This is a genomic window from Flavobacterium sp. AED (assembly GCF_000812945.1).
GTDB lineage: Bacteria > Bacteroidota > Bacteroidia > Flavobacteriales > Flavobacteriaceae > Flavobacterium.
This window is the reverse complement of the sequence record NZ_JSYM01000002.1, coordinates 146,872-170,132: the sequence shown is the minus strand read 5'-3', so window position 1 is coordinate 170,132 and position 23,261 is coordinate 146,872. Positions and strand designations below refer to the sequence as shown.

Annotated in this window: 26 protein-coding genes; 16 read left to right on the top strand and 10 right to left on the bottom strand. The window is 32.3% G+C overall.

The genetic code is table 11. The features are described 5' to 3' along the window. Positions 1-50 precede the first annotated feature (50 nt). Complete coding sequence (ruvX, locus tag OA85_RS09980) at positions 51-467, bottom strand: Holliday junction resolvase RuvX (protein ID WP_039109615.1); 417 nt, start codon at positions 465-467, stop codon at positions 51-53. A 23-nt stretch (positions 468-490) separates the two neighbouring features. Next, positions 491-1,225 (bottom strand): class I SAM-dependent methyltransferase, encoded by a 735-nt coding sequence (locus OA85_RS09975; RefSeq protein WP_039109918.1) that lies wholly within the window; start codon positions 1,223-1,225, stop codon positions 491-493. Positions 1,226-1,371: 146 nt separating this feature from the next. Between OA85_RS09975 and OA85_RS09970 the strand changes: the two genes are divergently transcribed. Genes OA85_RS09970 through OA85_RS09955 form a run of 4 tightly spaced genes read left to right on the top strand, consistent with a single transcriptional unit; the run spans position 1,372 to position 5,108 of the window. After that, positions 1,372-2,187, top strand: a complete 816-nt coding sequence (locus OA85_RS09970) for a 2,3,4,5-tetrahydropyridine-2,6-dicarboxylate N-succinyltransferase (RefSeq protein ID WP_039109614.1) — start codon at positions 1,372-1,374, stop codon at positions 2,185-2,187. A gap of 35 nt (positions 2,188-2,222) precedes the next feature. Then, complete coding sequence (locus tag OA85_RS09965) at positions 2,223-3,203, top strand: glycosyltransferase family 2 protein (RefSeq protein ID WP_039109613.1); 981 nt, start codon at positions 2,223-2,225, stop codon at positions 3,201-3,203. Between the two features lie 20 nt (positions 3,204-3,223). Further along, entirely contained in the window at positions 3,224-4,288 is a 1,065-nt protein-coding gene (locus OA85_RS09960) for a glycosyltransferase family 9 protein (protein WP_039109612.1), read from the top strand. Positions 4,289-4,319: 31 nt separating this feature from the next. Further along, complete coding sequence (locus OA85_RS09955; RefSeq protein ID WP_039109611.1) at positions 4,320-5,108, top strand: glycosyltransferase family 2 protein; 789 nt, start codon at positions 4,320-4,322, stop codon at positions 5,106-5,108. On the opposite strand, the gene OA85_RS09950 is transcribed toward OA85_RS09955, so the two are convergent. Continuing rightward, the gene (locus OA85_RS09950; protein ID WP_231557096.1) at positions 5,094-5,801 is read right to left on the bottom strand and encodes a lipopolysaccharide kinase InaA family protein; all 708 of its coding nucleotides are present in this window, start codon (positions 5,799-5,801) and stop codon (positions 5,094-5,096) included. The genes OA85_RS09955 and OA85_RS09950 overlap by 15 nt on opposite strands. A gap of 141 nt (positions 5,802-5,942) precedes the next feature. On the opposite strand from OA85_RS09950, the gene OA85_RS09945 reads away from it, so the two are divergent. From OA85_RS09945 to OA85_RS09920, 6 genes are all read left to right on the top strand, one after another. After that, complete coding sequence (locus OA85_RS09945) at positions 5,943-7,013, top strand: glycosyltransferase family 1 protein (RefSeq protein ID WP_039109609.1); 1,071 nt, start codon at positions 5,943-5,945, stop codon at positions 7,011-7,013. 160 nt (positions 7,014-7,173) lie between these two features. Beyond that, positions 7,174-7,743: an L-threonylcarbamoyladenylate synthase gene (locus OA85_RS09940; protein ID WP_039109608.1), complete on the top strand. Its 570-nt coding sequence runs from the start codon at positions 7,174-7,176 to the stop codon at positions 7,741-7,743. Between the two features lie 67 nt (positions 7,744-7,810). Next, complete coding sequence (locus OA85_RS09935) at positions 7,811-9,244, top strand: CCA tRNA nucleotidyltransferase (RefSeq protein WP_039109606.1); 1,434 nt, start codon at positions 7,811-7,813, stop codon at positions 9,242-9,244. Between the two features lie 50 nt (positions 9,245-9,294). After that, positions 9,295-10,317 (top strand): COX15/CtaA family protein, encoded by a 1,023-nt coding sequence (locus tag OA85_RS09930; protein ID WP_039109605.1) that lies wholly within the window; start codon positions 9,295-9,297, stop codon positions 10,315-10,317. 56 nt (positions 10,318-10,373) lie between these two features. After that, complete coding sequence (locus OA85_RS09925; protein WP_039109604.1) at positions 10,374-11,147, top strand: CDP-alcohol phosphatidyltransferase family protein; 774 nt, start codon at positions 10,374-10,376, stop codon at positions 11,145-11,147. A 238-nt stretch (positions 11,148-11,385) separates the two neighbouring features. Then, a complete protein-coding gene (locus tag OA85_RS09920) occupies positions 11,386-11,568 on the top strand; it encodes a CsbD family protein (protein WP_039109603.1) in 183 nt (60 codons plus the stop codon). A 105-nt stretch (positions 11,569-11,673) separates the two neighbouring features. Here OA85_RS09920 and OA85_RS09915 read toward each other — a convergent pair whose 3' ends face one another. The 7 genes from OA85_RS09915 to OA85_RS09885 form a co-directional block, all read right to left on the bottom strand. Next, the gene (locus tag OA85_RS09915; protein ID WP_039109602.1) at positions 11,674-12,429 is read right to left on the bottom strand and encodes a LytTR family DNA-binding domain-containing protein; all 756 of its coding nucleotides are present in this window, start codon (positions 12,427-12,429) and stop codon (positions 11,674-11,676) included. A 50-nt stretch (positions 12,430-12,479) separates the two neighbouring features. Beyond that, a complete protein-coding gene (locus tag OA85_RS09910; protein WP_039109601.1) occupies positions 12,480-13,970 on the bottom strand; it encodes a glycosyltransferase family 39 protein in 1,491 nt (496 codons plus the stop codon). Between the two features lie 77 nt (positions 13,971-14,047). Then, the gene (locus OA85_RS09905; RefSeq protein ID WP_039109600.1) at positions 14,048-14,401 is read right to left on the bottom strand and encodes a 2TM domain-containing protein; all 354 of its coding nucleotides are present in this window, start codon (positions 14,399-14,401) and stop codon (positions 14,048-14,050) included. Positions 14,402-14,417: 16 nt separating this feature from the next. Next, complete coding sequence (locus OA85_RS09900; protein ID WP_039109598.1) at positions 14,418-14,717, bottom strand: 2TM domain-containing protein; 300 nt, start codon at positions 14,715-14,717, stop codon at positions 14,418-14,420. A gap of 47 nt (positions 14,718-14,764) precedes the next feature. Further along, positions 14,765-16,120: a histidine kinase gene (locus tag OA85_RS09895; RefSeq protein ID WP_039109597.1), complete on the bottom strand. Its 1,356-nt coding sequence runs from the start codon at positions 16,118-16,120 to the stop codon at positions 14,765-14,767. Between the two features lie 28 nt (positions 16,121-16,148). Next, the gene (locus tag OA85_RS09890; protein ID WP_039109596.1) at positions 16,149-16,769 is read right to left on the bottom strand and encodes a hypothetical protein; all 621 of its coding nucleotides are present in this window, start codon (positions 16,767-16,769) and stop codon (positions 16,149-16,151) included. Between the two features lie 128 nt (positions 16,770-16,897). Further along, entirely contained in the window at positions 16,898-19,057 is a 2,160-nt protein-coding gene (locus OA85_RS09885) for a TonB-dependent receptor domain-containing protein (protein ID WP_039109595.1), read from the bottom strand. A gap of 138 nt (positions 19,058-19,195) precedes the next feature. On the opposite strand from OA85_RS09885, the gene OA85_RS09880 reads away from it, so the two are divergent. From OA85_RS09880 to OA85_RS09855, 6 genes are all read left to right on the top strand, one after another. Beyond that, positions 19,196-19,753, top strand: a complete 558-nt coding sequence (locus OA85_RS09880) for a sugar O-acetyltransferase (RefSeq protein ID WP_039109594.1) — start codon at positions 19,196-19,198, stop codon at positions 19,751-19,753. Positions 19,754-19,762: 9 nt separating this feature from the next. Further along, positions 19,763-20,023, top strand: a complete 261-nt coding sequence (locus tag OA85_RS09875; RefSeq protein WP_039109593.1) for a hypothetical protein — start codon at positions 19,763-19,765, stop codon at positions 20,021-20,023. Between the two features lie 12 nt (positions 20,024-20,035). Continuing rightward, complete coding sequence (locus OA85_RS09870) at positions 20,036-20,425, top strand: VOC family protein (RefSeq protein WP_039109592.1); 390 nt, start codon at positions 20,036-20,038, stop codon at positions 20,423-20,425. A 184-nt stretch (positions 20,426-20,609) separates the two neighbouring features. Then, the gene (locus tag OA85_RS09865) at positions 20,610-21,890 is read left to right on the top strand and encodes a chloride channel protein (RefSeq protein WP_052257204.1); all 1,281 of its coding nucleotides are present in this window, start codon (positions 20,610-20,612) and stop codon (positions 21,888-21,890) included. A 6-nt stretch (positions 21,891-21,896) separates the two neighbouring features. Beyond that, on the top strand, positions 21,897-22,502 hold the full coding sequence (locus OA85_RS09860) for an HPP family protein (protein ID WP_039109591.1): 606 nt from the start codon (positions 21,897-21,899) through the stop codon (positions 22,500-22,502). Between the two features lie 154 nt (positions 22,503-22,656). After that, the gene (locus OA85_RS09855; RefSeq protein ID WP_039109589.1) at positions 22,657-23,196 is read left to right on the top strand and encodes a hypothetical protein; all 540 of its coding nucleotides are present in this window, start codon (positions 22,657-22,659) and stop codon (positions 23,194-23,196) included. The last annotated feature ends 65 nt before the right edge of the window (positions 23,197-23,261 follow it).

The window sequence follows — 23,261 nt, the reverse complement described above, 5'->3', positions numbered from 1 at the left end:
GGAAATTACGAAAACATTATAGTCATTTTATTGCCTTAAAAACAACGCTTTTAAAATATTTTTCGGGTCAAATAATCCTGAAGCATTATCGTTGCCGAAATCTCATCAATAAGCGCTTTATTTTGACGTTGTTTTTTATTGAGTCCACTATCAATCATCGTTTGAAATGCCATTTTCGATGTAAACCGTTCATCTACACGGATGACTTTCATATCCGGAAAATGATTTGTAAAATGCGTTACAAAACCTTTAATGATAGAAGCGCTTTCTGAAGGTTCGCCATTCATTTGTTTGGGGTCACCAATAAGTACTGCTTCCACTTTTTCTTTGGCAAAATAATCCTTCAAAAAAGCAATGGCTGTTGCAGATGGAATTGTAGTTAAACCCGAAGCTATGATTTGCATCTCATCAGTAACAGCGATTCCTGTACGTTTTTGACCGTAGTCTATGGATAGTATTCTTGGCATTTGCTTATTTTTTTCAAAGGTAACTATTTTAATTTTCCGATTCTTAGCAACAATGGAAAAGTCACTTTCTTATCACTTTTTTGCCAAGAAATTTTCAACTCATCATAAATCAAGTCCAAAGGATTTTTATTCTTTTTCGAAATATAATGTTGTGTCGCCGACCATGTTTCCAGATACCCGATGAGTTCTTCAAAAGTCCATATAAAATGATTTTCGAAAGGTTTTGCTACAATTTCATCAAATGGAAATGGAATCGTTTTATAATTTTCATCCAAGTATTTTCGCTCCGCATCCCAATACGGACCTACTATATTATAATAAAAATTTTGTATTATTTTATCTGAATCCGCATTGGTAGCAAATAACCCATAACCTAATACGGCAAAGATTCCTTCTGGTTTTAATATTCTGTAGATTTCTTTATAAAACAAATCAAAATCAAACCAATGAATCGCTTGTGCCACGGTTATTAAGTCAAATTCACTATTTTTAAAAAAGGTATTTTCAGCGGCAGCTATTTTATAAATGATATTCTGCGCTGAAATAGCATTATCCAATTGGTTCTGGCTAATGTCAATTCCATAAACCGTTTTAAAAAAGCGAGAAAGTTTGTGAGCCACTTGCCCATTTCCTGTTGCTATATCAAGTGCAATCGATTTATTTTTGACAAATGAAACCAAATAATCAATCATTTCATCCGGATATTGCGGTCTAAATTTTGAATATTCCAAAGCTTGTTTAGAGAAATTATCTTTCATATTCCCATGATTTTCATTTATCATCCAAATTTACAACATTTAAAAAACATTAAACACAGAGCAAGTTAAATCTGTAACATTTTCAAATCAATTTACCTTTTTGCTTTTTCGGTAAAAAACATATCTTTGTCAAAAATCTAATTAAAATGAATCCATTACAAACTATTATAGAACAAGCTTGGGAAAACCGTGCTTTGTTACAAGAAACAACAACAACTGATGCTATCAGAGCTGTTATTGAATTATTAGACACCGGAAAATTACGTGTTGCCGAACCAGTTGGTGAAGGATGGCAAGTAAACGAATGGGTTAAGAAAGCGGTAGTGATGTACTTCCCTATTCAAAAAATGGAAACATGGGAATCTGGAATTTTCGAATACCATGACAAAATGTTATTGAAAAGAGGCTATGCAGAAAAAGGGATTCGTGTAGTTCCTAATGCTGTGGCCCGTTACGGTGCATACATTTCTAGCGGTGTTATCTTGATGCCAAGTTATGTAAACATTGGTGCTTATGTAGACGAAGGAACTATGGTGGACACGTGGGCAACCGTAGGAAGCTGTGCACAAATTGGTAAAAACGTACATTTAAGTGGTGGTGTAGGAATTGGTGGTGTTCTTGAACCATTACAAGCAGCACCGGTAATTATTGAAGACGGTGCTTTTGTTGGCTCTCGTTGTATAGTTGTTGAAGGCGTTCATGTTGGTAAAGAAGCAGTTCTCGGTGCCAATGTTTGTTTGACAGCCTCTACAAAAATTATTGATGTTACAGGAGATACTCCAGTTGAAATGAAAGGATACGTTCCTGCTCGTTCTGTTGTAATTCCTGGAAGTTATACTAAAAAATTCGCTGCTGGTGAGTTCCAAGTGCCTTGCGCTTTAATTATTGGAACCCGTAAACCTTCAACTGATTTAAAAACATCATTGAACAATGCTTTACGCGAATATGACGTAGCGGTATAATCCGTTTTCGTTTAAAAATCTTTATAAAAGACCTATTGGATATTTCAATAATTATTGTCAATTACCGTGGTTGGAAAGCCTTAGACGAATGTTTAGAATCTATTGCTGCAATTAGTTCAAAAACATTCTCATTCGAAGTTATCATTGTTGATAATTTTTCTAATGACGGACAATTTCCCGTTTTTAAACAAAAATATTCCAAGTTTACATTTATAGAAAATTCTGGTAATAATGGTTTCTCAAATGGTTGCAACTTTGGTGCGAGCATTGCTACGGGAAACCATTTCCTTTTTTTAAATCCAGATACAAAACTTACTCTTGAAGCCCTGGAAACCCTATTACAAACAACTGTTTCACATCCTGAAATTGGAATTTTGTCTTGTTTGCAAATAAATGAAAATGATGTTTTTTACAAACAAAATAATTTATTTCCGGCTTTTGGGCGCTTTTTCGGAATCTCAAGATCTCTTTTTAGAAAACGGAACAAAACAAAACTGGAAAAACGTTTCAACAACGCTGCTGATTTGTTTTACCCAGATTGGGTTACTGGAGCAGTCATTTTTATAAGCCGGGAATGGTTTAGCAAAATTAAAGGTTGGAACGAAGATTACTGGTTGTATTTTGAGGATGTTGATCTTTGCAAAAAGATTTTTGATACTGGAGGAAAAATTGCCGTTACGCGAAAAGCTACTATTTTTCATCAACACGGTGGTGCATCCCGATTAAATATCAAGACAAAAGCACTTACAAAAACCGAAGTGATTATTTCTAAGCACATTTATATCAGCAATCAATTTTCAACAGGAATACAACTCTATTTGCATAGTTTATTGATTTTAGGAGTACTTAGTGAGAAAATAATTTTGTCGCTTTTAAGTCTTTTTTTATTTTTTATTCCAAAATTAAAAGTAAATCGATTGATGCTTAAAAATCTATTCGTTTATTATTTTAATGCAATACAAAAACAAACCTGGATTAGTCCTCGTGCGATGAATTACTTGAAAACAAAAGCATAATTTTTTCAAATTTATTCCGAATGAAAATACTTGTAATTCAACAAAAAATGATTGGAGACGTTTTAGTAAGCTCCATATTATGCGACAATTTGCGTAAAGCCTATCCAAAAACGCAAATTGATTATATGGTTTACGAATCTACAATCGCTGTTTTACAAGGAAATACAAGTTTCGATAATCTCATTCTTTTTACCGAAAAACATCAAAAAAGCAAATGGGAATATTTTAAATTATTGAAATCCATTCGAACTGAAAAATATGATATTGTTATAGATGCGTATTCCAAATTAGAAAGCTGGCTTGTCGTATTATTTTCGGGTGCAAAACAAAAAATTTCGTATTGGAAAAAAGGAAGAGACTTTCTTTATACAGATACTGTAAAAAGACAAAAAAAATCTAATACCAATTTAGGTTTAATAATCGAACAACGATTAGCATTACTAAATCCTTTACACCTGGATATTGAATTAGAAACATTTCCCAGAATTTATGTCACAAAAGAAGAGAATGATTTTGCTACATCTCTTTTTGAATCTCACGGAATAGACCAATCCAAAAAAACGATTATGCTCAGCATAATTGGAAGCAGTGATGACAAAACCTATCCGCTGGAATACATGTCGCAATTAGTAGATTTCATCGCAGATAAAGGTGATGTGAATATTCTTTTTAATTATTTTCCAAAGCAAATTGAAGATGCCAAAAAAATCTACAATGGTTGTAAAGAAAGCACCAAACAGAAGATTTATTTCTCCATTTTAGGAAAAAACATCCGAGAGTTTATTGCCATAATGAATCATTGTGATATGATAATTGGCAACGATGGCGGAGCAATAAATATGGCAAAAGCATTAGAAAAACCATCATTCATTATTTTTTCACCTTGGATTGATAAAAAAGGATGGGCTACTTTTGAAGATGGAATTAATCATGTTTCGCTACATTTAAGAGAGTTCAAACCAAATTTATTTGAAGGTAAAACGGCTAAAATAATAAAAAAAGAAACCGTTTTATTCTACAAGGAATTTACTCCTGAGTTGATTTTCCCTGTATTAAATGCTTTTTTAGAAACACATTTGAAATAATGCTATATTTTTGTAAAAGAGCTAAAAATTAATGAAATACAATCACAACACTAAAATTTCAGTTTTAATAATCACATTAAACGAAGAAAATCAAATGAAAGCCCTTTTGGCTGATTTGGATTTTGCTGACGAAATTATTGTTGTAGATTCATTCAGTACCGATAATACTGAGGTTATTTGTAAGTCATTCAGGAACGTAAAATTCATTCAGAATAGATTTGAAAATTATTCTGCTCAAAGAAACTTTGCGATTTCACAGGCCAAAAATGATTGGGTTTTATTTTTAGATGCTGATGAACGATTGACTCCAGCATTAAAAAATGAAATTTTAGTTACCGTAAAAAATAACATAACATACGCTGCTTTTTTATTTCCGAGAACTTTTATGTTTGAGAATAAAGTATTGTATTTTAGTGGAAATCAAAATGATAAAATATTTAGGCTTTTCCATAAAAATCATGCAGAATATACATCTGAAAGACTGATTCATGAAAAATTAAAAGTAGACGGAAAAATTGGCATCCTAAAAAACAAACTCATTCATTATTCCTATGCTAATTATGATTCCTATAAATTAAAAATAATTCGTTACGGAAAGTTTAAGGCTCAAGAGAAGTTTATCAAAAAACAAAAATCGCACTATTTACTTCACCTTCTTCATCCAATCTATAATTTCTTATACAATTATTTTGTCCGTTTGGGTTTTTTGGATGGAAAAAAAGGAGTGATTATTTGTTACCTGAACGCGTATTGCATTCATATTAGGTATGACGAACTAAATCAACTTTGGAACAAAAAACAACAGCTATCTCCAAAATAACAATTTCTTTTTCCGGGCGATTTTTCTATGAAATTTCATCTGAAAATCATTGGTATAAAAACACATTTTACTAAAAACTTCTTCATAATCCTTATTGTAAAGTTTTGCGTACTCTTTACTCATTACTGCTAACATTTCTATTTTTGGAGTAAGCCTATGAAAATTTTTCATGCGAGCATCAAAATCCATGACCTCATGAAAATTCATCCTGTTTAAATCAACCAAGAAAAATTCATACTGATCTTGAGATTTTTTTTTAATCAAAGTATTGCCTGGGGAATGATCCAGAAATTCAATTCCTTTTTCATGCAAATCGAAAGTAAACTGAGTAAACTGTCTCAATATATTCTCATGATCTGGATAATCTTGGTCTAACACCAATTCTCTAAAAGTCAATTCAGCGTCAAGGTGCTCACTGATATAATAACTCTTTTCTAATCCCGATAATTTGAAATTTTCAGCATAAGCAATAGGTTGCGGCGTTCCAATTCCATTTTCAAGTAATCTATTGGCAAATTCATATGAACGTCTGGCTTTAGATTTTCTAAAATATTTATACGCGATTTTATTAATGACATGAGGAATTTTGAACGATTTGATGTTAATCGTTTTTTCTTCTAAATCAAATAGTTTTATTTTATTTCGGTTTCCATCGCCAAAAAGAACTCCATTTGAATTAAAATTTTCAATCATTGCCAATAAATTTGACTTGCTTTTTAGAAAATGAGAGTGAATATTTATTTGCATCAATACATTATAAGTGTAAACAAAAGTAGTTATTGCATTTTATTTATCCAATTTAAGGTTTACATTTACTTCATTACAATGCTATTTATGTCAAAAACTGTATTTTTAGAAACGCATAACCTTAAGAATAAGGCAACTGGATTAGGAACTTTTAATTATGAGCTAATTAAAGGTTTATACCAATTAGATTTTAATGACTTAGAGTTAACTCTAAATGCTAAAAACCCAGAAATTCTTGAGAAAGAATTTGGTAATAAATTTAGCTATCATAAATACACCAATTTGTCACGTCACAGACTTTTTAGAACACGGAAAAAGTATGACTTATGGCATTCTGTCAATCAAAACACAAAAGTGGAGCCATTTCACATCAATAAATATTTACTTACCGTACATGATGTAAATTTTGTGGAGGAAATCTCATCTGACATGAATCATAAAGCAAACAAACTCTTTCTCGCAAAATTAGAAAAAGCTACAGCGATTACTTACATATCCGAATTTGCAAAAAAACAAACACATCAATATTTTAATGTTCCCAATGTTCCTGAATATGTAATTTACAATGGAAATCCTATTACGACCATTTTAGACACTTCTGAGTTTATTTCTGAAATCCCTTTGGACAAGCCTTTTTTATACTCTATTGGTGATTTTTTAGAACGAAAAAATTTCTTGTCTATAGTAAAAATGATGATTCATATTCCTGATTTCAATTTGATTATATCCGGAAACAACCATAAATCATATGGAATCGAAATAGCAAAATTTATCACGGAAAACAACCTACAAAATCGCGTTTTTCTTACTGGAAAAGTGGACGATATTGCAAAACAATATTATTTATCAAAATGTCATGCTTTTCTTTTTCCTTCAATTCGCGAAGGTTTTGGGCTTCCACCAATAGAAGCGATGCATTTTGGCAAACCTATTTTCTTATCCAATAAAACTTCCTTACCGGAAATAGGCGGAGAACATTCTTATTATTGGGATAATTTTGACCCTGAATACATGAAAACCATACTATTTGAAGGTTTAAATCATTTCTACAACAATCAAAATATGATGGAATCATTTATGAAAGAAAGAGCCGCAATTTTTAATTGGAAAGTTGCAGCAGCTGATTATTTAAAAGTCTATGAGAAGTGTCTTTTCTAAAAACTTTATTTCACAAAAAAGCAAAATCTACTTCATTTACATTCAAAAAGTAACGTTGAAAAATATTTGGATTGCAAACCACAAATGAAGTATTTTTGCACCTTGGAAGCGAGAAGAGTATTTTTATATAAATACTTAGTAAGCTCTCAAACATAAAAATATGGAAAACATCAACGAAGAAGTACACAAAGCCTACGAAGTAATAAAAGAAGGTGGAATAATCCTCTATCCTACTGACACGGTTTGGGGAATTGGTTGTGATGCCACAAATCCTGAAGCTGTCGCCAAAATATATATGCTGAAACAAAGAGCCGAAACCCAAAGCATGATTGTTTTGATGAATGGCGAAAAAATGATGTACAATGTTTTTAAAGACATTCCCGAAGTGGCGTGGCAAATCATTGATTTATCTGAAAACCCAACTACATTAATTCTGGACAAACCAAGAAATGTGGCCCCTAATATAATTGCTTCAGATAACACTTTAGGAATTCGAATCGTAAAAGAACCGTTCTGTTTTAAATTATTGGAAAAGATGAAAAAACCATTGGTTTCTACATCCGCAAATATCTCCGGAAAACCCACTCCAATAGCCTTTAAAGATATTAGTCCGGAAATTATAAAAGGTGTTGACTATGTTGTAAATTTGAGCCGTGAAAAAATTGGCGGAAAACCGTCAACAATAATTAAACTTACGAATGATTCACAGGTAAAAGTGATACGTAAATAGTTTGTAGTATTCAGTTTTCAGTATTCAGTTTAGCAACTTTGGACTATAGACTTTAAACATTTTTAAAATGAGCATCAAAACTTCCTATAAAGAAGCCTTAAATAATAAAATTTTCGAAGTCATTTCTCAAGCTTCCCAAGAACTTAACATAGATAGTTATGTAATTGGTGGTTTTGTGAGAGATTTGCTTTTGAATAGAGATTTCAAAAAAGACATTGATATTGTTGCAGTTGGTAGCGGGATAGAATTGGCTTTGAAAGTATCTCAATTACTCCCTAAAAAACCAAAAGTTCAGGTTTTTAAAACATATGGAACAGCGATGTTGCGTTTTGAAGATACCGAAATCGAATTTGTTGGCGCCCGAAAAGAATCCTATAATCTAGACAGTCGCAATCCTGTTGTAGAGAACGGGACGCTTGAAGACGATCAAAACCGTCGTGATTTTACGATAAACGCTTTGGCCTTATCATTAAACACTTCAAACTTTGGCGAATTATCCGACCCATTTAATGGACTTGAAGATTTAAAAAACAAAATAATCAAAACGCCTTTGGATCCAGATATTACTTTTTCTGATGATCCTTTGAGGATGTTGAGAGGAATTCGTTTTGCAAACCAATTGGGTTTTGAAATAGAAGAACATTCTTTGAACTCTATTACAAAAAATGCGGAGCGTATTAAAATTATATCCGGAGAGCGCATTGTTGACGAATTGAATAAAATACTTTCGACAGACAAACCTTCCATTGGATTTTTGCTATTGTTCAAAACAGGACTTTTGGATATTATTCTTCCGGAATTGACTGCCTTGAATCAAGTAGAAGAAATTGAAGGTCATACACACAAAAATAATTTCTATCACACCTTAGAGGTAGTTGACAACATTTGTCCACATACAGATGATGTATGGTTGCGTTGGGCTGCATTATTGCATGATATTGGCAAGGCACCAACTAAACGTTTCAATAAAAAACAAGGGTGGACGTTTCATGGTCATGAGTTTTTAGGCGGAAAAATGGCAAAGAAAATCTTTGAACGTTTGCATATGCCTTTGAACCAAAAAATGAAGTTCGTACAAAAAATGGTAATGATGAGTTCGCGGCCGATTGTTTTATCACAAGATACCGTTACAGATTCTGCTGTACGTCGTTTGGTTTTTGATGCGGGTGAAGATGTAGAGAATCTAATGACATTGTGTGAAGCGGATATCACTACCAAAAACCCTGGCAAATTCAAGAAATACCACAATAATTTTGAAATTGTTCGAAAGAAAATTGTGGAAGTAGAAGAACGCGATCATGTACGTAATTTTCAACCTCCGATATCAGGAGAAGAGATCATGGAAATCTTCAATTTAAAACCATCCAAAGAAATTGGAATGCTCAAAGAAGCTATCAAAGAAGCCATATTAGAAGGAGAAATCCCAAACGAATATCAAGCTGCTTATGGATTTATGTTAAAAAGGGCCGAAAAAATTGGATTAAAGATTAACGCTTGTTGAATTAAGGATTAATTGTTTTTAAAATATCTTTGCAAAAATTAGTTTCAAAAATGAAAAAGGAAAATAAATCAGTTATAATTTGGTTGCTTTCAGGATGCTTTTTAATATTTTTAATGGTTGTTGTAGGCGGAATTACACGTTTGACTAATTCAGGACTTTCCATGACTGACTGGCATTTAGTTACCGATACTTTACCTCCGCTTTCGGAAGTAAAATGGCAGGAAGCTTTTGAAAAATACAAACAATTTCCAGAATATCAAAAAATCAATATCCATAACGATTTTACTCTTTCGGATTATAAGTTTATCTATTTCTGGGAATGGTTTCACCGTTTTATTGGACGAATTCTTGGTTTTGTTTTCATCATCCCTTTTGTTTATTTTTTAATTAAGAAAAAAATTGATCGCGATACCTTAAAAAAATGTTACATTCTTTTAGGAATGGGAGGTTTTCAAGGATTTTTGGGTTGGTTTATGGTAAAAAGCGGTCTGGTAAACAATCCGGACGTAAGTCATTTTAGACTTTCATTGCATTTAACTTTTGCTTTTATCACATTTGCTTATACGCTTTGGGTTGCTTTGGATTTACTATATCCTGAAAAGAAAGAAATTGAAAAATCATTACGAACTATTGCCCGTGTAGCTCTGGCTTTTTTATTATTGCAAATTATATATGGTGGCTTTGTTGCGGGTTTAAATGCCGGTTTAATTCACAATCACTGGCCTTTAATGAGTGATGGACAGTTTATCCATGACAGTGTTTTTCTGGAACAAAAAAACCTATTTTTGAGTTTCACAGAAGGTAAAAGCGGGGTTCAATTTGTACATAGAACATTAGCTTATTTTGTAGTAGGCATGATTGTTTTATTGTACTTCAAAAGTATTAATTTTACTTTAGACAAAGCACAAACCAAAGGAATTAAATTGCTTTTATTATTGGTTTTTGTTCAGTTTGGTTTAGGTGTTCTAACGCTATTATATGGTGTTCCTTTGTGGTTAGGACTCTTACACCAAGTTAGTGCATTTTTCTTATTGACGGCAATGACTTTTACGTTACATCGATTATCAAAATAATTTCTCCACTATTTATACCTGACTATATTGTCGCATTTCTTTGTTCATAAACTTAAATGTCTAAACTTGCTGCTCAAGATAAATTTTTAGATTTATCCGATTACGGAAGACCATTCGGAAAATTTTTAGCCCATCAATTAAAGAATACCCGATTTACGCCCATTCATGTTACGCTGCTTTTTGGACTTTCAGGTCTTATAGCAATTTACTGCATTTTACAAAATCATTACTTTTTAGCCAGTTTTTTCATCATTCTAAAATCAGGAATTGATGCTGCCGATGGAGAACTGGCAAGGATAAAAAACACGCCTTCTTACACTGGAAGATACCTTGATAGTGTTTTTGATATCATCTTAAACTTCTTGCTTTTTATGACCATTTGTTATGTTTCAAAAACTACAATTTGGTTTACTATTTTAGCATTTATCGGCATACAATTACAAGGAACTTTATACAATTATTACTATGTAATTTTAAGAAATAAATCTGTTGGAGGAGACTCAACCAGTAAAATTTTCGAATACAAATCACCCAGAGCTTTACCTGGAGAAAGCCAAAAATCAGTTGATATCCTGTTCCAAATTTACACGATTGTTTACGGCACTTTTGACAAAATAATTCACACACTTGACAAAGAGGCGTACAAGGTAAAAACATTTCCACATTGGTTTATGACGTTACTTTCAATTTACGGATTAGGGTTTCAATTGTTGATTATTGCAGTTATGTTACCCTTAAATTTAATCGAATACATCATTCCCTTTTTTATTGTTTACTCATTGTTTATTTTCGCATTAATCGGAATTAGAAAAACAGTTTTCAAGGCATAAAACCACCATAGATATAATCTATATGTAAATTTTATTTCATTCAACACCATTAACTTAAAGACAATTACTTTACTCTTTAATTTAAATAATTTTATTATTCAAATACTTAAAACAGTATTCAAGCTCCTGAACAATTTACCAAAAATTAAACAACAAACCGTCTTAATTCTGTAATAGTTTTCCCTCTTTCAATCACCAGATTTGTAAAAGAAATAATAGCAATTTAAAACTATACATTATGCCGAATTCAAAAGAGATTAAAGGAAACTGGAATGAACTAAAAGGAAATCTTAAGCAAAAATTTGCAGAATTGACAGACGACGATTTGTTGTTTGAAGAAGGAAAAGAAGATGAGACTTGGGGAAAATTGCAACAAAAATTAGGCAAAACTGAGAAAGAAATCAGATCCTTATTTGAATAATCTTAAGATTTAAAAATCACTAAAACTGTTTCAAAAGCCTCGTTAAATATTTTTCATTTATGGATTTTGTTTGCCGTTTTTGAAACAGTTTTTTTTATGCTTTAATTACCCAATCCAAGTTTTAAATTCGGAAACTTTTTCTCTGCTTACAATTACCTCATCGGCATTATAAGAAGGCAAAATAACCTTCAAACGAGAGTTACTGTACAACACGATTTCTTTAATTGCTTTAAGCGGAATAATGAATTTTCTATTGATTCGAAAGAAATCCAGAGGATCTAATTCTTGTTCTAAAAACTCCAATGTATTTTCAATTAAGTAATTTCTATTGTCGAATGTATGGATGTACGTTCCTTTATTTTCACTAAAAAAACATTCGACTTCATCAATAACGAATACTTTCAAATGTTGTCCAATTTTTACCGTAAAACGTTTTTTGTAATTTTTTTCAAATGGATTGGTTAGCATTTTTTTGATTTGCTCAAAATCCAATTGTACCATTTCTTGTTTTGGTAAGCGAGTTTTAAATTTAGAAACTGCCACTTCCAAATCATCTTCATCGATGGGTTTTAAAAGATAATCAATACTATTTAACTTGAAGGCGCGCAATGCATATTCATCATAAGCCGTTGTGAAAATTATCGCACTTTTGATGGCTACTTTTTCAAAGATTTCAAAAGACAATCCATCCGACAATTGGATGTCCAAAAAGATCAAATCCGGGTGCTCATTTTTAGAAAACCAATCAATAGATTCCTCTACTGAATGCAACATCACTCCTACTTGAATATTTAGTTTTTCGAGTTTTCTTTGCAGTAATCTGGCAGCTGGTTTTTCGTCTTCTATTATTATTGTAGTCATTATTTAAGTTTAAGGTTTCAAAAAAAGGAATCGTTTTATTTTGCTGTTTACTAATCAAACACCTGTTTTTCTAATGATTTCCATTTTTGTTGAATATTTATTTTTGGATTTCGACAAAGATATATTGGGATATTATTTTCTTCTTCGATAGCATATTTATGTTTTATAATTTTCAGCAATTTACAATCTTTAAAAACTCGCTCGACAACATCCTTTTCATTACCAATACTGATACAAACTTGCCCATTTGTAGTTCCGGTTCCCCAAAGCCAAAAACTGCCATTACTACAAATTGGATTAGGCAATCGATACTTTTTCCCAAGGATTTCTATTGCTCCGGCTTCTCCATAATTTTTAGCTAAAATAACACAGTTATGTTTGTCTTTAGCCGGTAATGATTGGTATACGCTATCTACTAATTTCACTTGTTCTTCCCAACCAAACATATCGGCATAATCATCTGTGAGTTTAATGCGTCCGTTTTTTTGTAACTCTAAATCAGAGTAATTAACATAGGTTTCAATTGGAAGAATGGCAATTGCCTGAGGCAAAAAAGGAATTATTGGAAGAAATAGAACAGAAGCAACTACGTAATTCCATTTTGGTTTCTTTTCCAGCAATTTTTCAATTTTAACAGCTCCAGCCGCAAATAATATAGGGTAAATCGCAAAGAAATAATAGGCTTTAGATTGCATGATCCACATGGTGCCAAAGATCACCAAAGCGGCAATTCCAAACGTTTTATACTTTTTTAAATCTTTGTCAAAAAAGTAAGCAAAAAGCCCAATTAAGCTTATCATTAAAGTAAAAGGATGCTTCAACTGTTCTATTGCAAAATCAAAAGGACCATTCTCATCCAACTGGCTTTCTTTCAACTTTTGCAAATGCAATACTACTGGAAAATGATGGTTCAATTGCCAAATCAAATTTGGTAAAACAATTAAAAAAGTTACTAATCCTGAAAGATAGAACCATTTATTCTTGAATATTTTTCCTTTTTCATAAAATAACAAACCCGCTACAACTCCTAATCCCCAAACGAATGCAGTGTACTTATTCATTAAACCAAAACCCGACGAAACACCAAGAAAAACAAGGAATTTTACATTTCCAGTGTTGAAATATTTGACCAAAAAATAAAATCCAAGTGTCCAAAATAACTGATCGAAAGCTACCGGTTGGAATAACATATGATTCCGATAAAAAGGGACGAAAGCCAGTACTGAAACTCCTGCTAACAAAATTGCTTTTATCTTCCCTCCTAATTCTTTAGCAATCAAACAACAAATTATAAGAATCCCAACTCCTGCTAACGTAGAAAAAAAACGAACCCCAGATAGTGAATATCCAAACATGAAATGGGCTATTTTACCAACAAAGGCAATGAAAGGCGGAAATTCGAAATAACCCCAATCTAAATGCTCACTTACTGATAAGTGTAATAATTCATCCCGATGAAATCCATAATTTTGGTTTCCTATCAAATGAATAGTAAGCTTAATAAGCGCTAAAATCGTTATGACTGGTAAATATTTTTTCAAGGTTGAGTTCTTGTTTAAGATTTAAAAATCTAAAAAATTATTACTAAAAACTGCTCCCGAAGCTTCGGGAGCAGTTTTTACTCCCATTTTTCGCTTTTTTCTTTTTCCATTAATTCTTGAATTTTTTTCTCTTCCCAGTTTGCACCAAAAAATATATTTCTTCCAAAAACAGACAATCCATGAGCAATCAATCCAATTCCCCAAAACAATGCCGTTGAAAAAGTCTCCCAACTCCAAAAAAGATGATTACTAGATATACTCTCGTTGTTACTCCCAATAATAAGGAATACATTTACACCTATATAAACCAATAGATGAACATAAAAACCTTTGATTCTTTTTACTCTTTTGTAAGCTAAATTGTAGCGTTCGTCAGGATTATATGCTTCAGTATTATAATCATTTAGCCTTCTATCTCTAAATCTTCCCATCTCTATAAATATTAAATTATTCCCAAGTTTCCTTGTTTTCTTTTTCCATAAACTCCTTAATCTTTTTCTCTTCCCAGTCTTTTGTTATAAAAGGCATGTATTTAAAAACCTTGAGACCATGAAAAACAACGCCAATTCCCCACCACAACAACGGCCAATAAAACCATAAATGATCGGGTGATGTTTTTAAATTCAGAATCACTAATCCTATGTTTACTATAATGTAGGAAATCAAGTTGCCATAAAAACCTTTTATTTCTTCTACTTGCTTTTTTGCTCTGTAGTAACGCTCTTCATTTTCATATTTATTTTCCATACTATTTTTCTAATATTTTTTTTCAAGTTTAAAATTTAAACTCAAAACTATTTCCAAGATTTTCTACTGTCTTCTCTTTGCAAAATCTCCTTGATTTTTCGTTCTTCCCAGTTAGAACTGTAACCAAAAACCTTTAAAGCATGCATAATTAATCCAAAACCCCAACCTGCAGCCGAAAACCAAAACCATTGAAATTGAGGAGAATACGTAAGATTAATAAATATCAAAAGCGGAATGACACAACAATAAGAAATCAGGTTCCCATAAAAGCCTTTGAGTTCTTCAACCCGTTTTTTAGCTCTGTAATACGCGCTATTTTCGCTATAATTAGTACTCGTTTCCATAACTGAAATTTGTTTGGTTAAAATGGGTATTTTGACCGTAAAAGTTTTTTCATTTTGCTCAATCAATACTTTTCTATTAGTAATAATTCCATAGCGATTGATGATATTTTGTAATCCTACACCCTGACGATCCTGCAAAACTTCCTTCTTTTGATAATCATTTTGAATAGCAAGGTAATCGCCTTCAATTGTAATGCGAATGTGCAAAGGTCTTTGTTCACTAACTACATTGTGCTTTACGGTATTCTCCAATAAAAGCTGTAAAGAAAGTGGAACAACTTTGGCTTCCGGATTACTATTTGTTGCTGGTAATTCATAAAACAAACTGTTTTCAAAACGCATTTTGAGCAGGTTCATATAGGTTTTGGCGAAAGCCAATTCTTCTTCAACCGAAACTAACTCTTTGTCTTTTTGTTCCAATACATACCGATAAATTTTTGATAATGAAGTCGTAAACCGTTGGGCATTATCTGGATTTTCTTCAATTAAAGAACTTAAAACATTCAAACTATTAAAAAGAAAATGGGGATCAATTTGATTTTTTAAACTTTCGAACTTTGCCGAAGCGGTACCTGCAATTATTTTTTGTTCCGTTACTTCTTTTCTTGATGCTTGTTTCCAATTCGCCATGAAACTTCGAGCATGCATGAAGGTCGAAACACCTAAAGAAAGTATGATATAAAATAAGTGGACCCAAATCATTCTGTCATTAAAAAACTCAGAAGGGTTCATTTTTTGAAAAACCACGAAAGTGATATAATCAATTATTAAAACAACGGGAACCGTATACAACACTGTAGCTATTATTCCAAAATACACTCTTAAATTAGTGTGTTCCAGCCAATCCCATTTCTTATTCAGAAGGGAGTTGATTACACCATTCCCAAAACCAATTCCAAAAGAATACAATGAACTTACCCAAAACGTGGTCAGTATTGTTTCTAAATCAAAACTACCTTGAATTAAAGAAAATACAAATGTGAAAATCAGAGCAATTTTAAGAGAAACAATTGTTCCTTTTTTAAATTCTGTGTAGGTATGTATCCTTTGATTTTCCATTTTCAGTTTATATTTTTTCTAGTAAATTTTATTTACAGTTTTTCAATGCTTCAGTTGCTCTATCCAATCCCCATTTTGGAGAAAAAGGAGTTTCCGGTTTAAAAGTAGCAAAAAGTCCGATTGATTTTTCAATTTGTGCGCATAAAGGTTTAGTGTCAACTCCGGTCCATTTTGCCCCTCCTATTTGAAACTCTGCTTTGCCAAAAACTACTCTTGGATTTTCTGGTGCAATTGCTTCCGCTTTGGCATACAATTCCATTGTTTTGCCAGATAATTTCATTCCGTTTGTCATTGGGTCAAAAACAATCCAAGCAGTATTAATCATGGCTTGCATCACTAATAATTCTGCATTATTTGGATTTTTACCCATTTCAGTGTCCAATGCATTTTGAGCTTTGGTAAGTAACAAATTCATTTTGTCTTTATCCTGTGTTCCAAAAGCAGTGGTTGTATTTACTAATGCAACATAATAATTAGGTAACCAACTTGTTTTTTCTGCTCCTGCAATTCTTTCGAATAAATCAGAAGCTTCTGTGTTCTTTCCTTCTTTCCAAAGTCCGAATGCTTTTCCCATTCCTTGCTCAAATTGTCCCTGAGCTGATAATAAACTACATACAAATAATGCGATTGCGGTGATAACTTTTGTCATGATATTTAATTTTTAGTTGTTGATTAATTGTTTACCAAATTTACATTGGTTGTACCTTTTTTTAAATTTATACTTACTGAACTGTTGATTTTAATGGATGAATTGTAGAGACGTTGAATGCAACGTTTTTACAAATTCTTCAATTGATTCTCTTTTTTATCATTGCTTATAGTCCAAAAGAATCCCAGAAAGAAAAACCGATCTGCAGTTGGTGTAATTGCTGCCCTATTATAAACTCCGGCTGTATTTGGATTTTTTGCATACTCATAACCATACACATTTTGGCTTCCTAAAATATTAGAAACGGAGAAATATAAAATCTTTTGCGAAGTCAATAAATATGCCCAGTTGAAGCTCAAACTGTTATACGATTTTGTTTTTCCGTTCATGAATTTCGTTTCATTTGGGTTGTTATATGGACGCCCTGAACTGTATGAATTTGTGAATCCAATTTGCGATTTCCAATCGTTTATCCAATATTTAGTAACAACCGATAAACTATGATCGGCAACAAAATTTGGAGTGACTTGAGCACTAAAATTTTTATAATCTCTCTCGGTATCGATGTAGGAATACGAAACCCAATATTCTAAATTTTTAATTGATTTCCCGTCTCTCCAAAACAAATCTAATCCTTTGGCATAACCGGAACCATTGTTATTAAACACCGAATTATATTGTATAGATGGCGTGTCGTATTTTACCAAATTACTGTAGTCTTTGTAATAGGCTTCAGCTCTGAAGGTTTTTCCATTTTTATTGTATTGATAATTCAAAATATAATGTGATGCTTTCTCACTTTCAAACTGATGAAACTTAGAATATTTGATGTAGTCCACATTTGGCGTTTGTGAAAAATCTCCATAAGCTAATGAAAGCTGACTGTTTTTAGCCATTTTGTAAGCCAATGAAACTCTGGGAGAAATTGCAGTTTCATTGAGTAAATCATTATATGAAGCTCTCAATCCTACTTTTGCAGCAAACTTTTTGGAGAAAAAAACATCTGCTTCGGTGTAAACGGCTCCGATATTTGAATTATACCCATTCGTATTTGTAGTTCCTAAATTCTCCTTGAAATCCTCATTGAATTTGGTAATAAAATAATCCGCTCCAAAAGATAATTTCACTCTTTCAGAAAAACGTTGTGTTAATTTTAATTTCAAATGGGCTGCATTTTCATCATTTGCAACAGCATCTGAATCCAATTTTATTTTGTTTTTACTATAACCATAACTCAAACCTGAAGTAATTTGCCAATTGTTTCCAAAACCGCCTTTATAAGAAGAATTAAAATAAAAATTAGTATTATTTAAATCAACTCTGACCTTCTGTTCCGAATTGATATTTTCCTGATTGATGTCGAATTTAGAAGAATCAAAAGCAGCGTATAATTTCAAAATCCCGTTATTGAAATTATAGCGATATACAGTTTCTCCAGACAAAGATTGATAAGGACTATTCCAATCTACATTTTGCTTGATTGCAGCTTGGTATGGCGCCAAATTGATATACGCGGTATTCACACTCAAAGAACTTTTTTTCCATTTTTGAGTATTCCCAACTCCTAAACCAACAGTCATTAACGAAATTTCGGTTTTGTTTTGGTCGGGTTCATCCTGCGTATTCAATAACAAAACACTGGATAAAGCTTCCCCATATTCCGCCGAATAACCGCCTGTAGAGAAAGATATTCCATTAAAAAGAAAGGGCGAAAATCGACCGCGCGTAGGTAAATTTTGAGCAGAAGCTCCATAAGGTTGTGCTACGCGAATACCGTCTACAAAAGTTTGTGTTTCATTGGCCTCGCCACCACGAACAAATAATCGTCCGTCCTCACCTACATTTTGCGTTCCGGGTAACGTTTGTAAAGCCGCAATAATATTCCCTGCCGAACCTGCAGTTGTAACAATATCTAGCGGTTTCAACACCGAAACTCTTGCTTTATCACCTGCTTCTAAATTTCCTGCGGTAATTATAACAGCATCTAATGCATTGACATTATCTCTTAGTTTTATAGTTTTATTTTTAAAATTTGAAACATCGATCACCATTTTTGTAGTTTCATACACTAAGAAACTCACCACCAAAGTCTGATTACCTGTTGTAGTAGTCGTAAAAGTGAAATCACCCGTTTCATTACTGGAAGTACCGTCATAAGTTCCTTCGATAAAAATGTTGGCTCCAGCTATTGGATTTCCTTTTTCATCAACTACTTTCCCGGAAAGAGTAGCTTGTGAAAATAGCGTTAGAGAGAACAGTAAAATGGTAAGAGTATAAATAAACTTCATAATATTTAATTTTGATGAAGCAAATATATTTCGGTAATTAAAATCATAAAATAATAATTAACCGAACTGTTGAAATTATAGGATGAGTTGTAATCATCCACAATTTCTTTTATATTTACCTAAACTATATTCCATTTTATGAAAACAGAAAAAGAAAAAATGATAGATGGAGCGTATTATTTGGCTGGTGATACTATTTTAGTAAAAGACAGGCGAAAATCAAAAAATCTTCTTCACAGATTAAATGTTACCGAGTATAGAGTAACAAAAAAAGCACGAGAAATAATAAAAGAGCTAATCCCTAATGCAGGAGCCAATCTTTATATTGAACCTCCATTTTTTTGTGATTATGGATACAATATCAGTTGTGGCGAAAATGTTTATTTCAATGTGAATTGTGTTGTTTTAGATTGTGCCAAAGTGACCATTGGTTCTAATGTGCTATTTGCTCCAGGCGTTCAACTATATACCGCATCACATCCACTTGATGCTGAACTGAGAAAGACCCATGAAAATGCATTACCGATAACGATTGGAAACGATTGTTGGATTGGCGGAAATTCTGTTATTTGCCCAGGTATAACTATAGGAAATGGTTGTGTGATAGGTGCTGGTTCTGTAGTTACAAAAGACATTCCTGATAATTCATTGGCAGTTGGAAATCCAGCAAAAGTGATTCGGAAACTTAACGAATAAATTAAAATTATGCCACACGTTCTAGCAAAACTCAAAAATGTTCCTCTAGAAACCATCAAAGCTATTTTAGAAAAAGACAAAGCATTTCATGCATCCCAAGGAATGTATTTAGAATACCTTTGGCAAAATGCAGATGATGAAAATGAAGTCCAATTCCTTTTTAAGATTGATAACCTAGACAAAACAAAAGCCTTAATTCACAAACTCCATACAGATGCTTTAGTGCAAGATCTAAATGCAAATCTTCCTGAAATGACTTATTTAAAATAAACGCAAACAACTATGATTTCCATCAACAAAGTACACCATATTGCTATTATTTGCTCTGATTATCAAAAATCTAAAACGTTCTATACCGATGTTTTGGGCTTAACAATTATTCGGGAAATTTACCGTGAGGAAAGAGAATCCTACAAACTTGATTTGGCTTTAAATGGTGTTTACATCATTGAACTTTTCTCCTTTATAAATCCACCACAGCGTACTTCAGGACCTGAAGCAACTGGACTACGCCATTTAGCATTTGAAGTAAATGACATGGATCAAACAATTGATTTTTTATCTTCAAAAAATATTGCATCTGAAGCGATACGATTGGACCCAACAACAAATAAACGGTTTACTTTTATTGCTGATCCCGATAATCTTCCGATTGAATTTTATGAAAAATAAGACCGTTTTAACCTACCAAAAAAGCACAATTCATAAAGAAATCATAAAAAATAGCAATTATATTGATTTTCAAACCCCAGTCTAAGATTCTTTCTTTAATTTTGTAATACTCTCAAAAACTTTATTTTTTCAAATAAATTATTTTTATTTTATCTGGAATCAAGGTTTGTAAAACAATTTTTAGATGAATAATACTGCCCGAATTAAAAAAAATTATCAATTAATCAAATTTCAAAAATTAGTTATTGTTTCTGTTCTAATAGGTTTTCTTTCGGCATTTTTAGGAATTTCATTAAAAAAAATAACCGAATATTATGAAGAAATCTTTTTCCATCAAACTTCATTAAACCCTATATTCATTATTCTTTTTCCAGTTTTTGGTCTATCTATCATTTATTTCCTTCGAGAATATCTTTTTAGAAAAAAAGAAAATAAAGGGATTAAAGAAATTTTTGAAAGCACCAATTCCAAATCTAAGAACTTACCTAATTATAAAATTCCATCCCATTTCATCAACGGATTATTGACTGTTATTTTTGGAGGATCTACAGGAATTGAAGTTTCTACCGTTGTTGCCTCTGCTACTATTGGTTCTGTAGCTCAAAGAAAACAAAACGTATTCAGACAATACAAAACTGAATTGATATGCGCTGGAGTTGCTGCCGGAGTAACCGCTTTATTTAGTAGTCCTATTGCCGGAATCCTTTTTGCGATTGAAGTCATTTCCAGAAAAGTAACCCGAGCATTTTTAATAAGTAATTTGATTGCGGTTGCCATAGCTTTTGGCCTTGTTTTTTTATTGGATGAAAAACCTTTGTTTGCCGTAACTATTACGACTTGGCATCTAAGAGCAATCCCATATTTTATACTTTTAGGGATTTTAGCTGGTATCAATTCCGTTTATCTCACCCGTTGTGTTTTATTGTTTAAATCTCAATTTTCAAAAATAAAAATTCATTATTATAAAATTCTGATAGGTTCGCTAATCCTGAGTATTTCTTTATTCTTTTTTCCCCAACTTTATGGTGAAGGATATCATGCCATCAAAGGAATTTTTGTTCATTCAAATGAGGTGACACTATCATTTTCATTGGTATTGACATTTATTGGAATCATTCTTTTAAAACCAATAGTAACTTCGGCAACGCTTGCTTCAGGAGGTGACGGAGGCGTTTTTGCGCCAAGCCTTTTCATTGGTGCCTTTTTAGGATTACTTGTTGCTTTGCTTTTAAATACCTATTTAAATGCTAATGTAATCCCTGTAAACTTTATGGTTATTGGAATGGCTGCGGTTTTAAGCGCCAGTATTCACGCCCCTTTTACAGCGATTTTCTTAGTTTGTGGATTAACGAATGATTATACTTTATTTCTTCCCATTTTAGTTGTTTGTCTGATTTCAAAATACACAGCAAAAATGATTTATCCGTTTACGGTATACTCCTATTCTGCCAGTTTATCAAAATAATAGTTTATGCCAATTGAAAAAATAAAAAGGAATTATCGCAAAACTAAATACATTCTTTACAAAGAAACTTTAGTTGATTTCAAAGAACATTTTTGGGCTTTTTTAGGATCGTTTATTGGTATAGGTCTAATGGCTTATATGCAATCCAAAACACTACTGCATTCAGATGTAGTTTTTTTGATTGGCTCTTTTGGTGCTTCAAGTGTTTTGGTTTATGGCGCAATCCAAAGTCCATTATCCCAACCCAGGAATCTTATTGGAGGTCATCTTGTATCAGCGATTGTAGGAGTTACAGTAGCTAAATTTGCGCCCGATATTTTATGGATAAGCGCTCCTCTAGCCGTATCGTTTTCAATTGTTTTGATGCAAGCAACTAAAACACTGCATCCTCCTGGAGGCGCAACTGCATTGATTGCAATAATTGGTTCTCCTAAAATTACAAGTCTTGGCTATTGGTATGTATTGTATCCGGTTCTAAGTGGCGTGCTTATTCTTTTGGTTGTAGCATTAATTTTCAATAACATGACCGCAAACAGAAGCTATCCAAATCATAAAAAGTATCACATCATTAGAAAACGAATTACCACTAAATTTAGAAACAGCTTATCCTAATTTCTAAAAGACTTCACTATTTTAGAAATTAGGACTATCATCTGCTTACACTCCTATAGAATCATACGCAAAAATCTTATCAACAAATCTGAAATCTGAAATCTAAAATCTAAAATTAAATTTTACCTTTGACCTTTCAACAAAAACAAAGATTATGGTTTATAAATTTAGAGTAATTCTAGACGCAGAAGATGATGTTTTTAGAGACATTGCAATACTTGAAGACGATACTTTAGAAGATTTACACAATGCTATCTTTAATTCCTTTGGTTTTGACGGAATGGAAGTGGCTTCTTTTTATACTTGTGATGAAACATGGAATCAGGAAGACGAAATTTCGCTTTTTGATACCGGAGATATTCCAGGGGAACAAAAAGTAATGAGCGATTATCAGTTATCGGATATTTTAGATAAACAAAATACCAAGATTATCTATGTGTACGATTTCATTAACATGTGGACTTTCCTTGTAGAATTAGCTGCTATTGAAGAGCAAGTTCTTGGAAATTTATATCCTGAAACGATATTTTCTCACGGTGAAATGCCTGATGAAGCTATGGAAAAAAACTTTGAATCCGATAATGCCGATGACTATAATGATGAATTTGAAGATGGACTGGACGAAGATGATTTAGACATGTTTGAAGGAGATGATAGTTTTGAAGACTATGGTTTTGAGGAGAATTGGAATTAAATAACTAAGCGATTAAGCATCAAGAGCCAAGATGAAAGACTTAAAAATTGTCATTTATCTTGGCT

Coding starts and splice junctions, on each gene's coding strand:
- ruvX (WP_039109615.1), bottom strand. CDS start 467: ATGCCAAGAATACTATCCATAGACTACGGTCAAAAACGTACAGGAATC.
- OA85_RS09975 (WP_039109918.1), bottom strand. CDS start 1,225: ATGAAAGATAATTTCTCTAAACAAGCTTTGGAATATTCAAAATTTAGA.
- OA85_RS09970 (WP_039109614.1), top strand. CDS start 1,372: ATGAATCCATTACAAACTATTATAGAACAAGCTTGGGAAAACCGTGCT.
- OA85_RS09960 (WP_039109612.1), top strand. CDS start 3,224: ATGAAAATACTTGTAATTCAACAAAAAATGATTGGAGACGTTTTAGTA.
- OA85_RS09955 (WP_039109611.1), top strand. CDS start 4,320: ATGAAATACAATCACAACACTAAAATTTCAGTTTTAATAATCACATTA.
- OA85_RS09950 (WP_231557096.1), bottom strand. CDS start 5,801: ATGATTGAAAATTTTAATTCAAATGGAGTTCTTTTTGGCGATGGAAAC.
- OA85_RS09945 (WP_039109609.1), top strand. CDS start 5,943: ATGTCAAAAACTGTATTTTTAGAAACGCATAACCTTAAGAATAAGGCA.
- OA85_RS09940 (WP_039109608.1), top strand. CDS start 7,174: ATGGAAAACATCAACGAAGAAGTACACAAAGCCTACGAAGTAATAAAA.
- OA85_RS09935 (WP_039109606.1), top strand. CDS start 7,811: ATGAGCATCAAAACTTCCTATAAAGAAGCCTTAAATAATAAAATTTTC.
- OA85_RS09930 (WP_039109605.1), top strand. CDS start 9,295: ATGAAAAAGGAAAATAAATCAGTTATAATTTGGTTGCTTTCAGGATGC.
- OA85_RS09925 (WP_039109604.1), top strand. CDS start 10,374: ATGTCTAAACTTGCTGCTCAAGATAAATTTTTAGATTTATCCGATTAC.
- OA85_RS09920 (WP_039109603.1), top strand. CDS start 11,386: ATGCCGAATTCAAAAGAGATTAAAGGAAACTGGAATGAACTAAAAGGA.
- OA85_RS09915 (WP_039109602.1), bottom strand. CDS start 12,429: ATGACTACAATAATAATAGAAGACGAAAAACCAGCTGCCAGATTACTG.
- OA85_RS09905 (WP_039109600.1), bottom strand. CDS start 14,401: ATGGGAAGATTTAGAGATAGAAGGCTAAATGATTATAATACTGAAGCA.
- OA85_RS09900 (WP_039109598.1), bottom strand. CDS start 14,717: ATGGAAAATAAATATGAAAATGAAGAGCGTTACTACAGAGCAAAAAAG.
- OA85_RS09895 (WP_039109597.1), bottom strand. CDS start 16,120: ATGGAAAATCAAAGGATACATACCTACACAGAATTTAAAAAAGGAACA.
- OA85_RS09890 (WP_039109596.1), bottom strand. CDS start 16,769: ATGACAAAAGTTATCACCGCAATCGCATTATTTGTATGTAGTTTATTA.
- OA85_RS09885 (WP_039109595.1), bottom strand. CDS start 19,057: ATGAAGTTTATTTATACTCTTACCATTTTACTGTTCTCTCTAACGCTA.
- OA85_RS09880 (WP_039109594.1), top strand. CDS start 19,196: ATGAAAACAGAAAAAGAAAAAATGATAGATGGAGCGTATTATTTGGCT.
- OA85_RS09875 (WP_039109593.1), top strand. CDS start 19,763: ATGCCACACGTTCTAGCAAAACTCAAAAATGTTCCTCTAGAAACCATC.
- OA85_RS09870 (WP_039109592.1), top strand. CDS start 20,036: ATGATTTCCATCAACAAAGTACACCATATTGCTATTATTTGCTCTGAT.
- OA85_RS09865 (WP_052257204.1), top strand. CDS start 20,610: ATGAATAATACTGCCCGAATTAAAAAAAATTATCAATTAATCAAATTT.
- OA85_RS09860 (WP_039109591.1), top strand. CDS start 21,897: ATGCCAATTGAAAAAATAAAAAGGAATTATCGCAAAACTAAATACATT.
- OA85_RS09855 (WP_039109589.1), top strand. CDS start 22,657: ATGGTTTATAAATTTAGAGTAATTCTAGACGCAGAAGATGATGTTTTT.